Source organism: Kitasatospora sp. GP30, assembly GCF_029892145.1.
Classification (GTDB): domain Bacteria; phylum Actinomycetota; class Actinomycetes; order Streptomycetales; family Streptomycetaceae; genus Kitasatospora; species Kitasatospora acidiphila.
Genome location: NZ_JARZAH010000022.1, coordinates 25148 through 39850, shown reverse-complemented (window position 1 = coordinate 39850; position 14703 = coordinate 25148). Strand labels below are relative to the sequence as shown.

The 14703-nt window shown below is 70.4% G+C and carries 15 protein-coding genes; 6 read left to right on the top strand and 9 right to left on the bottom strand.

The features are described from left to right. The first annotated feature begins 52 nt into the window (after nt 1-52). Nucleotides 53-1027 (top strand): thioredoxin-disulfide reductase, encoded by a 975-nt coding sequence (gene trxB / locus P3T35_RS25920; RefSeq protein ID WP_101380683.1) that lies wholly within the window; start codon nt 53-55, stop codon nt 1025-1027. A gap of 85 nt (nt 1028-1112) precedes the next feature. After that, complete coding sequence (trxA, locus tag P3T35_RS25915; protein WP_101380682.1) at nt 1113-1439, top strand: thioredoxin; 327 nt, start codon at nt 1113-1115, stop codon at nt 1437-1439. A gap of 69 nt (nt 1440-1508) precedes the next feature. Here trxA and P3T35_RS25910 read toward each other — a convergent pair whose 3' ends face one another. From P3T35_RS25910 to rpmH, 9 genes are all read right to left on the bottom strand, one after another. Next, on the bottom strand, nt 1509-2123 hold the full coding sequence (locus tag P3T35_RS25910; protein WP_101380681.1) for a GNAT family N-acetyltransferase: 615 nt from the start codon (nt 2121-2123) through the stop codon (nt 1509-1511). Nucleotides 2124-2274: 151 nt separating this feature from the next. Then, nucleotides 2275-3357, bottom strand: coding sequence for a ParB/RepB/Spo0J family partition protein (locus P3T35_RS25905; protein ID WP_101380680.1), 1083 nt, complete (start codon nt 3355-3357; stop codon nt 2275-2277). Beyond that, entirely contained in the window at nt 3354-4361 is a 1008-nt protein-coding gene (locus P3T35_RS25900) for a ParA family protein (protein WP_280707909.1), read from the bottom strand. The genes P3T35_RS25905 and P3T35_RS25900 overlap by 4 nt, the downstream gene beginning before the upstream one ends. Before the next feature lie 221 nt (nt 4362-4582). After that, nucleotides 4583-5353 carry a 16S rRNA (guanine(527)-N(7))-methyltransferase RsmG gene (gene rsmG / locus P3T35_RS25895; RefSeq protein WP_101380679.1) on the bottom strand — a complete coding sequence of 257 codons (771 nt, stop codon included), beginning with the start codon at nt 5351-5353 and terminating at the stop codon, nt 4583-4585. A gap of 140 nt (nt 5354-5493) precedes the next feature. Next, entirely contained in the window at nt 5494-6027 is a 534-nt protein-coding gene (locus tag P3T35_RS25890; RefSeq protein ID WP_101380678.1) for a R3H domain-containing nucleic acid-binding protein, read from the bottom strand. An 80-nt stretch (nt 6028-6107) separates the two neighbouring features. Further along, nucleotides 6108-7301, bottom strand: coding sequence for a membrane protein insertase YidC (yidC, locus tag P3T35_RS25885; RefSeq protein ID WP_101380677.1), 1194 nt, complete (start codon nt 7299-7301; stop codon nt 6108-6110). 3 nt (nt 7302-7304) lie between these two features. After that, nucleotides 7305-7625, bottom strand: a complete 321-nt coding sequence (yidD, locus tag P3T35_RS25880) for a membrane protein insertion efficiency factor YidD (RefSeq protein WP_101380676.1) — start codon at nt 7623-7625, stop codon at nt 7305-7307. Beyond that, complete coding sequence (gene rnpA / locus P3T35_RS25875) at nt 7622-8053, bottom strand: ribonuclease P protein component (protein WP_101380675.1); 432 nt, start codon at nt 8051-8053, stop codon at nt 7622-7624. The genes yidD and rnpA overlap by 4 nt, the downstream gene beginning before the upstream one ends. A 19-nt stretch (nt 8054-8072) precedes the next feature. After that, nucleotides 8073-8210 (bottom strand): 50S ribosomal protein L34, encoded by a 138-nt coding sequence (rpmH, locus tag P3T35_RS25870; protein WP_006348049.1) that lies wholly within the window; start codon nt 8208-8210, stop codon nt 8073-8075. Nucleotides 8211-8585: 375 nt separating this feature from the next. Between rpmH and dnaA the strand changes: the two genes are divergently transcribed. The 4 genes from dnaA (at nt 8586) to recF (ending at nt 14681) form a co-directional block, all read left to right on the top strand. Beyond that, nucleotides 8586-10466, top strand: a complete 1881-nt coding sequence (gene dnaA / locus P3T35_RS25865; protein ID WP_101380674.1) for a chromosomal replication initiator protein DnaA — start codon at nt 8586-8588, stop codon at nt 10464-10466. 899 nt (nt 10467-11365) lie between these two features. After that, nucleotides 11366-12496, top strand: coding sequence for a DNA polymerase III subunit beta (gene dnaN, locus P3T35_RS25860; RefSeq protein ID WP_101380673.1), 1131 nt, complete (start codon nt 11366-11368; stop codon nt 12494-12496). A 132-nt stretch (nt 12497-12628) separates the two neighbouring features. Then, nucleotides 12629-13504, top strand: coding sequence for a phosphogluconate dehydrogenase (NAD(+)-dependent, decarboxylating) (gene gnd / locus P3T35_RS25855; protein WP_101380672.1), 876 nt, complete (start codon nt 12629-12631; stop codon nt 13502-13504). A gap of 40 nt (nt 13505-13544) precedes the next feature. Continuing rightward, nucleotides 13545-14681 (top strand): DNA replication/repair protein RecF, encoded by a 1137-nt coding sequence (recF, locus tag P3T35_RS25850; RefSeq protein WP_101380671.1) that lies wholly within the window; start codon nt 13545-13547, stop codon nt 14679-14681. Nucleotides 14682-14703: the final 22 nt, after the last annotated feature.

Here is a 14703-nt window from a genome sequence, read left to right as displayed (position 1 = left end):
ACCGCCGTCCTCCCCCCGCTGGCGCGGGTCGCGATGCCAACCAGGAGATGCAGTGAGCGACGTCCGTAATGTGATCATCATCGGTTCCGGCCCCGCCGGCTACACGGCAGCTCTCTACACCGCTCGGGCGTCCCTCAAGCCCCTCGTCTTCGAGGGTGCGGTGACGGCGGGCGGTGCCCTGATGAACACCACCGAGGTGGAGAACTTCCCCGGCTTCCGCGACGGCATCATGGGCCCCGAGCTGATGGACAACATGCGGGCCCAGGCCGAGCGGTTCGGCGCCGAGCTGATCCCGGACGACGTCGTGGCCGTCGACCTCACCGGTGACATCAAGACCGTCACCGACTCCGAGGGCACCGTCCACCAGGCCCGCGCCGTGATCGTCACCACCGGCTCGCAGCACCGCAAGCTCGGCCTCCCCCGCGAGGACGCGCTCTCCGGGCGCGGGGTCTCCTGGTGCGCCACCTGCGACGGCTTCTTCTTCAAGGACCAGGACATCGCCGTGGTCGGCGGCGGCGACACCGCCCTGGAGGAGGCCACCTTCCTCTCCCGGTTCGCCAAGAGCGTCACCGTAATCCACCGCCGCAACGAGCTCCGCGCCTCCAAGGCGATGCAGGAGCGCGCCTTCGCGGACCCGAAGATCAGCTTCGCCTGGGACAGCGCCGTCGAGGCGATCCACGGCGACCCCAAGCTCACCGGCCTCACCCTGCGCGACACCACCACCGGCGAGCTGCGCGAGCTGCCGGTCACCGGCCTGTTCATCGCGATCGGCCACGACCCGCGCACCGAGCTCTTCAAGGGCCAGCTGGACCTGGATGCCGAGGGCTACCTCAAGGTCGCCGCCCCGTCGACGCTCACCAACCTGACCGGTGTCTTCGCCGCGGGCGATGTCGTCGACCACACCTACCGCCAGGCGATCACCGCCGCCGGCACCGGCTGCTCCGCCGCACTGGACGCCGAGCGGTACCTCGCCCACCTGGCGCACGCCGCCGAGCAGGAGAAGGCCGCGGCCGCCGTCGCCGTCTGAGCCCCACCGGGCGGGCGCCGAAACAGATCGGCGCCCGCCATTGTTGACCCCCACAGAACACCCCGAACAGACCCTAGGAGATCCCGTGGCCGGCTCCACCATCAACGTGACTGACGCGACCTTCGACGACGAGGTCCTCAAGAGCGAGAAGCCCGTTCTGGTGGACTTCTGGGCGACTTGGTGCGGCCCGTGCCGCCAGGTGGCCCCGGTGCTGGAGGCCATCGCCGAGGAGCACGGCGAGAAGCTGACTGTCGCCAAGGTCGACGTGGACAACAACCCGGCCATCGCCGCCCGGTACGGCGTGGTCTCCATCCCGACCCTGAACGTGTACGTCAAGGGCGAGCTGGTCAAGAGCATCGTCGGCGCCAAGCCGAAGGCCGCGCTGCTGCGCGACCTGGCGGGCATCATCTGATCCTCCGCGACTGCGCGGCGAAGGGGCGGACCAGACGGTCCGCCCCTTCGCCGTTCGTCGGATCAGCCGTCAGAACGGCCGCAGCGCCGGCTCCTTGGGGGCGGCGCCGCCGAGCAGCCGCTCCAGCGCGGCCGGCCGACGCCAGGAGAGCGTCGTCCTGGCCTCCAGCCGCAGCCGCGGGTAGCGGTGGTGCGGCCGCACCGTCTTGAAGCCCACCGCCAGCAGATGGTCGGCCGGCAGCAGGCAGCTGGGCCGCTCCTTGCCGATCACCCCGATCGCCTCGATCGCCCTGATGTTGCGCCGCACCAGATCCTTGGCCACCGTCTGCACCAGCGCCCGGCCGAGCCCCTGCCCCTGGAACGGCGGCAGCACCCGACTGATCATCAGCTGAACGGCATCCGGCGACACCGGACTGGTCGGAAACGACTGCGAGCCCGGCACATAGGCCGGCGGGGCGTACAAGGCGAAGCCGGCCGGCCGCTGGTCCACATAGGCGATCCGCCCGCAGGACCCCCACTCCAGCAGCACCGCGGAGATCCATCCCTCCTTCTCCGCCTCCGCCTTGCCCGCTTCCACCGCCTCGCGCCCCCGCACCGGATCGAGCTCCCAGAAGACACAGGAGCGGCAGGGTCCGGGCAGGTCCGCCAGATTGTCCAACGTCAACGGGACGATCCTGCGACCCATGCAGCACACCTCCTCTTTCGGTTCCTCCCCCTGGCGACCCCGTCCAACACGAATCGAGCAGTCAACCCGATCGGGCCGCCAGCACCTACAACGCCTGTGGGTGCATGTTTCACGTGAAACATGCACCCACAGGTGGTTCCGCCGGCCGTGCTCAGCTCCCCGAGAGCCGCAGCCCGTCCTCCCCCGGAGCCAAGCTGTCCAGGATCCGGTTGAGGTCCTCCACCGAGGCGAACTCCAGCACCACCTTGCCCTTGCCCAGCTTCCCGTTGCGCTGCGACACCTCGACCTTGACCCGGGTGTCGAACCGGTCCGAAAGCCGACCCGCCAGATCATTGAAGGCCGGCGACAGCAGCTTGCCCGCCTTCGGCCCGGCGGCCCGCTTGGGCTCCTCGGCCTCCCCGTCCATCAGCGCGACGATCTCCTCGACGGTGCGCACCGAGAGGCCCTCCGCGATGATCCGGGTGGCCAGCGCCTCCTGCCGCTCACCATCCGGCACCCCCAGCAGCGCACGGGCATGCCCGGCCGTCAGCACCCCGGCCGCCACCCGCAACTGCACCGCGGACGGCAGCTTCAGCAGTCGCAGGGTGTTGGAGACATGCGAACGGGAGCGGCCGATCCGGTCGGCCAGCCCGTCATGGGTGCAGCCGAAGTCCTTCAGCAACTGGTCATAGGCGGCCGCCTCCTCCAGCGGATTCAACTCCGCCCGGTGCAGGTTCTCCAGCAGCGCGTCCAACAGCAGCTTGTCGTCCTCGGTGGCCCGCACGATCGCCGGGATCCGCTCCAGACCGGCCTCCCGCGAGGCCCGCCAGCGCCGCTCACCCATGACCAACTCATAGCGGTCCGGCCCGGTCTGACGGACCACCACCGGCTGCAGCAGCCCCACCTCCTTGATGGAGGTGACCAGCTCCTCGAGCTTCTGCTCGTCGAAGACCTCACGCGGCTGCCGCGGGTTCGGGGTGATCGCGTCCAGCGGCAGCTCCGCGAACCGCGCACCGGCCACCGGCGCCAGCTCGGTCAGCGCCTGCTCGGCCGCCTTCTCCGCCACCGTGCCCCGCCCGGGCGGGGGCAGCAGCGGCACCGCGCTCGGCGAGACCGCAGCGGCCCCGGGGGCCGACCCCGCCGGCCGACCCACCGCCGGACGCGCCGGCGCGGCAGCCGCACCCGCGGGCGCCGGTGAGGCCGCCGCCGGAATCAGCGCGCCCAGCCCCTTACCCAGACCCCTGCGACCACTCACCGATTACCCTCCATCGTGCTCTGCTCCGTCATCGGCACCGCCTGCGCCCCGATCGTGTGCCGCCCCACCGCGCCGAGCGCCTCGGCCGCCGCCTGCTCCACCGCCGTCGGCGCTCCCGTCTCCGGCGCCACCGCCCGCAGCGCCAACTCCCGCGCCGCCTCCAGGTAGGAGAGCGCTCCGGTGGACCCCGGGTCATAGGTGAGCACCGTCTGCCCGTAGCTCGGGGCCTCGGAGATCCGCACCGAGCGGGGGATCGCGGTGCGCAGCACCTCGGTGGCGAAGTGGTTGCGCACTTCCTCCGCCACCTGCGCGGCCAGCCTGGTCCGCGCGTCGTACATGGTGAGCAGGATGGTGGAAACGTGCAGCGCCGGGTTGAGGTGCGCGCGCACCAGGTCCACGTTGCGCAGCAGCTGTCCCAGCCCCTCCAGCGCGTAGTACTCGCACTGGATCGGGATCATCACTTCCTGACCCGCCACCAGGGCATTGACCGTCAGCAACCCCAGTGAGGGCGGACAGTCGATCAGGATGTAGTCCAGCGGCTGCTCATAGGCCGCGATCGCCCGGGCCAGCCGGCTCTCCCGAGCCACCAGCGACACCAGCTCGATCTCCGCGCCCGCCAGGTCGATGGTGGCGGGCACGCAGAACAGCCCCTCCACCTCAAGGACCGGCTGCACCACATCGGCCAGCGGCTTGCCCTCCACCAGCACGTCGTAGATCGACGGCACCTCCGCGTGGTGGTCGATGCCCAGCGCGGTGGAGGCATTGCCCTGCGGGTCCAGGTCGATCACCAGTACCCGAAGCCCGTGCATGGCCAGCCCGGCGGCCATGTTGACGGTGCTGGTGGTCTTCCCCACCCCGCCCTTCTGGTTGGCCACCACGATCACCCGGGTCGCCGGCGGTCGCGGCAGGCCCTCGCCCGCGCGCCCCAACGCCTGCACGGCGGCCTGCGCCGCCCGCGCGATGGGGGTGTCATCGATCTGATCGATGGTCTCCGACTCCTGCATGGGGGTCAGTGTTTCACGTGAAACCGGAGCGGCGACAGTCGCCGCCCGGCCGCGCCCGAGGATGCCGAAGAGCAGAGAACGACGTTTCACGTGAAACACCATGCCCGCTATGTCGGAATTCTGACAGCACGACACTCCGGGAGCAGCAAGGGCGACGCACCAGGGGCAGCAAAGAGCCCCCGGTCGCACCTCGGCGACCAGGGGCTTTCTCCGCAGGGCGGTCAGCGCCGGCGGCGGCCACCGCCACGCGGCTCGGCCGGCCGACCGCTCACCCGCCCGGCCCGAGCCGCCTTGGCGCGCCGCGTCGCCGCCTTCACGCCGCCCGGGCTTTCGCCGGCCTTCACCTGGACCACCCGGGTCGAGGCGCCGAGCACCCGCTCCCCGACCGGCAGCACCGCCCACTCCACCGCGCCCAGCCTGACCAGCGCCGACCGCGAGTCCGCCAGCTCCTGCTCGGCGGTGTCCCCCTTGAGCGCCAGCATCTGACCGTACGGCCGCAGCAGTGGCATGCCCCAGCCGGCCAGCCGGTCCAGCGGCGCCACCGCCCGCGCCGTGACGATCTCCACCGAGATCTTGCCGACCATCTCCTCGGCCCGCCCGCGCAGCACCGTGACGTTCTGCAGGCCGAGCTCACGCACCACCTCCTCCAGGAAGGTGGTGCGGCGCAGCAGCGGCTCCAGCAGCGTCACCGAAAGGTCCGGCCGGGCCAGCGCCACCGGGATCCCCGGCAGCCCGGCGCCCGACCCCACGTCGCACAGCGACGCCCCGCTCGGCAGCAGCTCGGCCAGCACCGCGCAGTTGAGCACATGCCGGTCCCACAGCCGCGGCACCTCCCGAGGACCGATCAGCCCGCGCTGCACCCCTGACGAAGCCAGCAGCTCCGTGTAGCGCTGCGCCGCCGGAAAGTTCTCACCGAAGATCTCCCGCGCCGCCGGCGGTGCCTCGGGCAGGCCCGGGGCACCGCCCTCGCCCGCCGCACTTTCCGTCGCCATCTCAGTCTCTCCGCTCACTGCCCCTGCCGTTTCACGTGAAACAATCCCACGCCATTCTCCGGACCCCCGCACGCGCTACGTACGAAGACCCCGCCCGCACCGACGTGCGAGCGGGGTCCTTGGCCGGTCGTCCCGAGCGATCAGCTCGCCAGCACCACGACGCAGCGCTGCGGCTCCTCGCCCTCCGACTCGCTGCGCAGCCCGGCTGCCGCCACCGCGTCGTGCACCACCTTGCGCTCGAACGGCGTCATCGGCCGCAGCTTCACCGGCTCGCCGGTCTGCTTGGCCTGCTCCGCCGCCTTGGCACCCAGCTCCGCCAGCTCGGCCCGCTTGCGGGCCCGGAAGCCCGCGATGTCCAGCATCAGGCGGCTGCGCTCGCCGGTCTCCCGGTGCACGGCCAACCGGGTCAGCTCCTGGAGCGCCTCCAGCACCTCGCCGTCCTGGCCCACCAGCCGCTGCAGGGTGCGGTCGTTGCCCTCACTCACGATGGAGACCAGGGCCCGGTCGCCCTCGACGTCCATGTCGATGTCGCCGTCCAGGTCGGCGATATCCAGCAGGCCTTCGAGGTAGTCGGCCGCGATCTCACCCTCCTGCTCCAGGCGAGTGACCAGGGTGTCCGCGTCGGCCGCGGCGTCCGAGCCGTTGAGGGCAGCGGAGGTGGTGCCTTCCGTCACGGGATGGGCTCCTTAGTGATACGGGCCCGGAGCGGGCCGGGAACGACGTTCGGATGCGAGCGTGGGCCGACCGGTGCGGCTCAGGACTTCTTCTTGGGCCGCTGGCCGCCGCCCTGCTGCGGACCGCGCTTGGCCCCACCACCCTGCTTGGCGGCCGGGCGCTTGCCGCCGCCGCCCTGCGTCCGGCCGGCGCCCTGGCCGCTGGGAACCGCGTCCTCGACCGGCGCGGCCGACTCCTCGGGCTCCGTGGCCGTCTCCGACTTGGCAGCAGCCGCGTCCGGCTTGGCAGCACCGGCGGCACCGCCGTGGTGCTGACGCTGCGCCTTGGTCTGCTTGCGCGGCTGCTGGCGGCGCACCTGCACCGACTCCTGCACCAGCGCGGCGGCCTCCTGCGGGGCCGGAGCGGCGCCCTTGCCGCCGAACAGCTTGCCGAGCGGACCGCTGCCCTTGATCACGGTGCCGTCCGGGTTCAGCCGGCCGGCCGCCTTCAGCCGCGCCTGCCGCTCGTCCCAGGCCTTGGAGCCCGGCGTCGGGTTGTTGCGGATGACGACCAGCTGCTGGGCCATCGACCAGACGTTGGTGGTGAGCCAGTACACGAGCACACCGACCGGGAAGTTGATGCCCATCACGGCGAACATCACCGGGAAGACGTACATCAGCATCTTCTGCTGCTGCATGAACGGCGTCTTGACCGAGAGGTCCACGTTCTTGGTCATCAGCTGGCGCTGGGTGACGAACTGCGACAGCGACATCAGCACGATCATGATCGCGGTGACGATCTTGACGTTGGTCGAGTGGCTGCTCACGAAGGTCGCCGACAGCGGGGCACCGAAGATGTGCGCCCGTCCGGCGCTGTCCAGCAGCGCGCCGTTGATGACGCCGATGGGCTTGTGGTGCGCGATCGAGCTCAGCACTCCGTAGAGAGCGGTGAAGAACGGCATCTGGACCAGGATCGGAAGGCAGCTCGAGAAGGGGTTGGTACCCGCCTCCTTGTAGAGCTTCATCATTTCTTCCGACTGGCGCTGCCGGTCGTTCTTGTAGCGCTCCTGGATGGCCTTCATCTTCGGCTGGATCGCCTGCATGGCCCGGGTCGACTTGATCTGCTTCACGAAGAGCGGGATCAGGCAGATCCGGATCACGACCACCATCGAGGCGATCGCCAGCCCCCAGGCCCAACCGCTGTCGGCCGGGAAGACGTGGCTGTACAGCGAGTGGAACTGGACGATGATCCAGGACACCGCGGTGTAGAGAGGATTCAGGAAGGACCAGGTCACCGGTCAGACTCCTTGAGCATTGGGCTTGGTCGTCGGCTCCGGGAGCGCGGCGCTACCGGTCGTCCTGGGGTGCACCAGGTTTCGCAATCGCTGGTGCCAGACGGGACGCTTGCGCGGCGGTACGTGGTCCACTCCACCCGGGGACCATGGGTTGCAGCGCAGAATGCGCCATGCGGTGAGCACACTGCCCTTCACCGCCCCGTGCACCCGCACGGCCTCATAGCCGTAGTGCGAGCACGAGGGGTAGTAGCGGCAGACCTGACCGAGCAGCGGACTGATCGTCCACTGATAGACCCTGATCAGCCCCATCAGCAGGTACTTCATCGCCCTGATCCTGTCGGCCCTGATCCGGTCGCTGTGGCCGGATCCGTCCGGAGCAACCGCTTGAGAGCGGCATCCAGGTCGTGTGCTAGATCCGTGTAGGACGCTGACCCCGCCGGAGGCAACGCCCGTACCACTATCAGGCTACCTGCGGGCAGAGCACCCAGACGTTCCCGTACCAGGTGACGTAGACGACGCTTCACCAGGTTCCGCACGACCGCGGGACCGACCGCCTTGCTCACGACGAAACCCGCACGCACCGAGGGATGTCCCTCGGCGGCGTGCGGGTGGGAGTCGCTGTACCCGTCCCCCGCCGGTCCGTCCTCTCGTCTGAGATGGACCACCAGCAGGGGCCGACCGGCCCGGCGGCCGCGTTTCACCGCGGTCGAGAAGTCCTGGCGCCGCCGCAGCCGATTCTCGGAGGGCAGCACTGAAGACTCTGGGCGCGGATCAGGCGGAGAGGCTGGCGCGGCCCTTGGAACGGCGGGACGCCAGGATGGCGCGGCCGGCGCGGGTACGCATCCGCAGCCGGAAGCCGTGGGTCTTGGCGCGACGACGGTTGTTCGGCTGGAAGGTGCGCTTGCTCACTCGGGGGCTCCTGGGGTGAATCGTAGGGTGACGAACTGCGGTATGGCCGTCACCGTGCGTCCGCGCGATCTCCCCTCACTTCTGGGAAATCCGGCCCTAATCCCCAGGTCCGCTGGGTTTCGGACAATCCACGGCGCCCGTGCTGCGCGCCTTCTGGAAGCGGGGTGGACCCGCGGGCATGCGGCAGCGGCCATCGACAACTCGACCTCGTTACGGTACGCGGCGGGACGCCCGAGGGTCAAACCGGCCACTCGTCCCGCACTCACCCACAGCCTGTGGACAACAACTTGAATCAGCTCTGTCCGCTGACTACCGTTGCAGGACTTGTCTGGTTTTGTTCATCCCCCCGATGGGGGAACGAGAAAGCGTGCACCAGTGGCTGATGTCAACAGCGACCTCGTCCCCGCCTGGGCGGAGGTCGTCGAGCGGCTGGTCAACGACACCTCGGTGGGCGACAAGGACAAGGTCTGGGTGCAGCGCACCCAGCCGATGTGGATGATGCACGACACCGCCCTGCTGGCCGCCCCCAACGAGTGGGCGAAGCAGGTGCTCGAGGGCCGGCTGCTGCCGCAGCTGACCGAGGAGCTCAGCCGGCTGTTCGGGCGCCCGGTGCGGATCGCCGTGATGGTCGACGCCAACGCCGCCCCGCCCACGCCGGCCCCCGCGCCGCCGCGCCCGGCCGAGCCCGAGCCGGGCTACCGCGAGCCGCAGCCGTACCAGGACTACTCCTACGAGGAGCGCCGCACTCCCGGCTACCCCCAGCAGCAGCCCTACGGCGACTACCCGCCGTACCAGGAGCAGCCCTACGGCGGGCCGGCCTACCAGCAGCCCCCCGGCTACCAGGAGCAGCAGCCGTACCAGTACCGCGACTGGGAGGCCGAGAACCCCCATGGCGCTCCCGGCGCCCAGCCCGGAGGGCCGGCCCAGGGCGACCTGTTCGGCGGTGCCTACGACTCCACCGAGCACCAGGGCCGCGGCGGCCGCGGCCCTGGCCGCGGGCTGCCGCCGATCCGCCGCGACCTGCCGCCGGCCTCGCTGCGCCAGCCGCTTGGCCGGCCCGGCGAGGAGCCGACCGCGGCCGGCGGCACCGAGCGCCCAGAGCCGGAGCGGGCGGAGCCCGCCGACCGACCGGGTCCCGCCGGCCTGCCCGAGCGGGTCGGCGACCGCGGCGTCCCCGCGCCGCCCGGCGGTTCCTCCGGCGAGCTCGGGCGCAAGGACGAGCCGGCGGCCCGGCTGAACCCCAAGTACCTCTTCGACACCTTCGTGATCGGCGCCAGCAACCGGTTCGCGCACGCGGCCGCGGTGGCGGTCGCCGAGGCTCCGGCCAAGGCCTACAACCCGCTGTTCATCTACGGCGAGTCCGGCCTCGGCAAGACCCATCTGCTGCACGCGATCGGGCACTACTCACGCAGCCTCTTCCCCGGCACCCGGGTGCGGTACGTGAGCTCGGAGGAGTTCACCAACGAGTTCATCAACTCCATCCGGGACGGCAAGGCGGACGCGTTCCGCAAGCGCTACCGGGACATGGACATCCTGCTGGTCGACGACATCCAGTTCCTCGCGCAGAAGGAGTCGACCCAGGAGGAGTTCTTCCACACCTTCAACACGCTCCACAACGCCAACAAGCAGATCGTGCTCTCCTCGGACCGGCCGCCCAAGCTGCTGACCACCCTGGAGGACCGGCTGCGCAACCGCTTCGAGTGGGGTCTGATCACCGATGTGACCCCGCCGGAGCTGGAGACCCGGATCGCGATCCTTCGCAAGAAGGCGATCCAGGAGCGGCTCAACGCCCCTGCGGACGTGCTGGAGTTCATCGCCTCCCGGATCACCCGCAACATCCGCGAGTTGGAGGGCGCGCTGATCCGGGTGACCGCGTTCGCCAACCTGAACCGCTCGCCGGTCGACCTGGAGTTGGCCGGGATCGTCCTCAAGGACCTGATCCCGGGCGGCGACGAGGACGCCGGGCCGGAGATCACCGCCCAGGTGATCATGCAGCAGACGGCGGCCTACTTCGGGCTCACCGTGGAGGACCTGTGCGGCTCCTCGCGCAGCCGGGTGCTGGCGACGGCCCGTCAGATCGCCATGTACCTCTGTCGGGAGCTCACCGACCTGTCGCTGCCGAAGATCGGCGCGCAGTTCGGCGGCCGCGACCACACCACCGTGATGCACGCGGACCGCAAGATCCGCTCGCTGATGGCCGAGCGCCGCTCGCTCTACAACCAGGTCACCGAACTCACCAACCGCATCAAGAGTTAGCGACCCCGCCAGCCGGTCTCCAGGGCCGGTGGACAGCCGTTTTCGGCCGTCCACCGGCCCTTTTCGGTGTCCGCCGAAGACCCGGGTGTATCCGCCCCCATCCTGGGGAAGGGATCGAGCTGACGCTCCACCAAGCTCCGGGCCGCTTCGCACAACTGAGCACCAATTCGAACAGTGCCAGCCCGTCGAGCCGTTCTCCACAGGAGCCGGGGTTTTCCCCGGTCCACAGGGTGGGGAACCCGGAGTTATCCAGAATTCCTCCACAGGGCGCCCGCCGCTACGCTCGTCGCCGCAGGTCAACTGCCTGTGGACTTGTGCACAACAGTTATCCACAGCCTGTGGACACTTGGCGGCCCATCAGAGCGCCGGAAAGTTGTCCACCGTCAATCCACAGGCCCAGGGCGGTTATCCCCAGCTTCTCCACAGCAATGTCCACTGTTCGACAGCTGTTGGGCCCGGTTCATCGGCCGGTGTGAAAGCCGTCACGCGATGTTGACCCGGTGGCCGTGGATAACCCCGGCCAAACCTGGGGAAGGAGCTGGGGAAAAGCTGTGGATACTCAGCGTGCCCTGTGGGTAACGCTCCGCCGTCCACAGCGGCGCCTGGTTATCCACCGGCGCCCTCCACAGCCACTGTGGACAAAAAAGTGGTGCTGACCTGCGGAAACGGGGTTATCCACGGTATCCACAGGCCCTACTACTACGGCTACACCTAGAGAGCCCCAGAATCGCGAAACAGCGGGGTGGGCCGAAATCTGTGGACAAGCCGCCCGGACGGGTGTTCGCCCGACTTGCGCCGGTCGGCATCGACTGTCCGCCGAGTACGTCAGACTGTCTTCGGCAACAACAGAGCAGGACCAAGATCAGCAAGCGACAGCAGGATCCAGGAGGCGGTTACCGGTGAAGTTCCGGGTGGAGCGTGACGTCCTCGCGGAGGCAGTGGCCTGGGCGGCCCGCAGCCTCCCGGCACGGCCGCCGGTGCCGGTGCTGGCCGGCCTGCTGCTGACCGCGCAGGACGGCACCCTGGCACTGTCGGGCTTCGACTACGAGGTCTCGGCCCGGGTCGAGCTGGAGGCCGACGTCGAGGAGTCCGGCACCGTGCTGGTCTCCGGCCGGCTGCTCAACGACATCTCCCGCAACCTGCCCAACCGGCCGGTGGAGATCTCCACCGACGGCATGCGGGTCAGCGTGGTCTGCGGCAGCTCGCGCTTCACCCTGCCGACCCTGCCGGTCGACGAGTACCCGGCGCTGCCCCAGATGCCCACCGCGACCGGCACGGTCTCCGGCGACGTGTTCGCCACCGCCGTCAGCCAGGCCGCCGTCGCCGCCGGCCGGGACGACACCCTGCCGGTGCTCACCGGTGTCCGGGTCGAGATCGAGGGCGACAAGATCACCTTGGCCGCCACCGACCGCTACCGGTTCGCCGTCCGCGAGCTGCTGTGGAAGCCCGAGCAGCCGGACATCTCCGCGGTGGCCCTGGTGCCGGCCCGCACCCTGCAGGACATCGCCAAGTCGCTGGGCAGCGGCGACAGTGTCTCGATCGCGCTCTCCTCGGGCGGCGCCGGCGAGGGCCTGATCGGCTTCGAGGGCGCCGGGCGCCGGACCACCACCCGGCTGCTGGAGGGTGAGTTCCCCAAGTTCCGCAGCCTCTTCCCGACCGAGTTCAACGCGATCGCCGCGGTGCAGACCCAGCCGTTCCTGGAGGCGCTCAAGCGTGTCTCGCTGGTCGCCGAGCGCAACACGCCGGTGCGCCTCAACTTCGAGCAGGGCGTGCTGACCCTGGAGGCCGGCTCCGGTGACGACGCCCAGGCCACCGAGCGGATCGAGGCGGACCTGGAGGGCGACGACATCTCGATCGCCTTCAACCCGGGCTACCTGGAAGAGGGCCTCAAGGCGGTCGATGCGGCCTACGCCCAGCTCTCCTTCACCACCTCCACCAAGCCGGCCCTGCTCTCCGGCAAGCCCGCGGTGGACGCGGAGGCCGATGAGGCCTACCAGTACCTGATCATGCCGGTCCGGCTGTCGGGCTGATCCGTCCGTCCGATGTGACGAAGCGCCGATGTCCACAATCGGCCCGAACTCCTGTGGACATCGGCGCGGCGTAGGCTCTGAGACGCGGCAACGGCGCCGCCGGATTGCACGAACTTCAGGTAAGGACAAGTCATGGAGCTCGGCCTCATCGGTCTCGGCAAGATGGGCGGCAACATGCGCGAGCGCATCCGCCGCGCCGGCCACACCGTCATCGGCTACGACCGCAACCCCGACCTCGCCGATGTCGCCAGCCTCCCGGAGCTGGTCACCAAGCTCCAGGGCCCGCGTGTGGTCTGGGTGATGGTGCCGGCCGGTGTGCCGACCCAGCAGACCATCGAGGAGCTTTCGGAGCTGCTCTCGCCGGGCGACATCGTGGTGGACGGCGGCAACTCGCGCTGGACCGATGACGAGAAGCACGCCGCGCTGCTGGCCGAGAAGGGCATCGGCTTCGTCGACTGCGGCGTTTCCGGCGGCGTCTGGGGCCTGCAGAACGGCTACGCGCTGATGTACGGCGGCGAGGCCGAGGACATCGCCCGGGTGCAGCCGATCTTCGACGCGCTCAAGCCCGAGGGCGAGTACGGCGCGGTGCACGCCGGCAAGGCGGGCGCCGGCCACTTCGCCAAGATGGTCCACAACGGCATCGAGTACGCCATGATGCAGGCCTACGCCGAGGGCTGGGAGCTGCTGGAGGCCGTGGACAGCGTGACCGATGTCCGGGAGATCTTCCGCTCCTGGAAGGAGGGCACGGTGATCCGCTCCTGGCTGCTGGACCTGGCGGTCGACGCCCTGGACAAGGACGAGCACCTGGGCAAGCTGCGTGGCTACGCGGCCGACTCCGGCGAGGGCCGCTGGACGGTGGAGGCCGCGATCGACCACGCCGTGCCGCTGCCGGCGATCACCGCCTCGCTGTTCGCCCGGTTCGCCTCCCGCCAGGACGACTCCCCGCAGATGAAGATGATCGCCGCGCTGCGCAACGAGTTCGGCGGCCACGCGGTCGAGAGCAAGTAATCCACAGGCTGTAGACAGAAGGCGGGCGCAGTACCTCCCCATGCATGTCGCGCATCTGTCGCTCGCCGATTTCCGCTCCTACGCCCGGGTCGAGGTGCCCCTCGACCCGGGCGTGACCGCGTTCGTGGGGCCCAACGGCCAGGGCAAGACCAACCTGGTGGAGGCGATCGGCTACCTGGCGACGCTGGGCAGCCACCGGGTGGCCACCGACGCCCCGCTGGTCCGCCAGGGCGCCGAGCGGGCGGTGGTGCGCGGCTCGGTCGAGGACCGCGGCCGGACCACCCTGATCGAACTGGAGATCACCCCGGGCAAGGCCAACCGGGCCCGGATCAACCGCTCCGACAACGTGCGCCCGCGCGATGTGCTGGGCCTGCTGCGCACCGTGCTGTTCGCCCCCGAGGACCTGACCCTGGTCAAGGGCGACCCGGGGGAGCGGCGGCGGTTCCTGGACGAGCTGCTGACCGCCCGGGCGCCCCGGCTGGCCGGCGTGCGGTCCGACTACGAGCGGGTGCTCAAGCAGCGCAACGCGCTGCTGAAGACCGCCGCGATGGCCCGCCGGGCCGGCGGCGGCAAGGGCGCCGACCTGTCCACCCTGGAGGTCTGGGACGGCCATCTGGCCCGCGCCGGAGCTGAGCTGACGGCCTTTCGGCTGCAGCTGGTGGCGGCCCTGCAACCGCTGGTGGCGCAGGCCTACGAGCGGCTGGCGCCGGGCGGCGGGCCGACCGCGCTGGAGTACCGGGCCTCGGCCTTCGAGGGCGCCCTGCCGGGCAGCCGCGAGGAGGCGGAGCAGCGGCTGCTGGAGGCGCTGCGGGCGGCGCGCAAGCAGGAGACCGAGCGCGGACTGACCCTGGTGGGGCCGCACCGGGACGAGCTGGGCCTGCTGCTCGGCACCCTGCCGGCCAAGGGCTACGCCAGCCACGGCGAGTCCTGGTCGTTCGCGCTGGCGCTGCGGCTGGCCTCCTACGAGCTGCTGCGGGCCGACGGCGGCGAGCCGGTGCTGATCCTGGACGACGTCTTCGCCGAGCTGGACGCCAGACGGCGCGACCAGCTGGCCGAGCTGGTGGCCGGCGGCGAGCAGGTGCTGGTCACCGCGGCGGTGCCGGAGGACGTGCCCAAGGCGCTGGCCGGCGCGCGGTACGCGGTGTCGGGCGGCGAGGTCAGCCGGATCCACCCCTGACGGATCCACCGACGAGGGGCGC

Coding starts and splice junctions, on each gene's coding strand:
- P3T35_RS25910 (WP_101380681.1), bottom strand. CDS start 2,123: ATGGGTCGCAGGATCGTCCCGTTGACGTTGGACAATCTGGCGGACCTG.
- P3T35_RS25900 (WP_280707909.1), bottom strand. CDS start 4,361: ATGCAGGAGTCGGAGACCATCGATCAGATCGATGACACCCCCATCGCG.
- rsmG (WP_101380679.1), bottom strand. CDS start 5,353: ATGGCGACGGAAAGTGCGGCGGGCGAGGGCGGTGCCCCGGGCCTGCCC.
- yidD (WP_101380676.1), bottom strand. CDS start 7,625: ATGAAGTACCTGCTGATGGGGCTGATCAGGGTCTATCAGTGGACGATC.
- gnd (WP_101380672.1), top strand. CDS start 12,629: ATGGAGCTCGGCCTCATCGGTCTCGGCAAGATGGGCGGCAACATGCGC.
- recF (WP_101380671.1), top strand. CDS start 13,545: ATGCATGTCGCGCATCTGTCGCTCGCCGATTTCCGCTCCTACGCCCGG.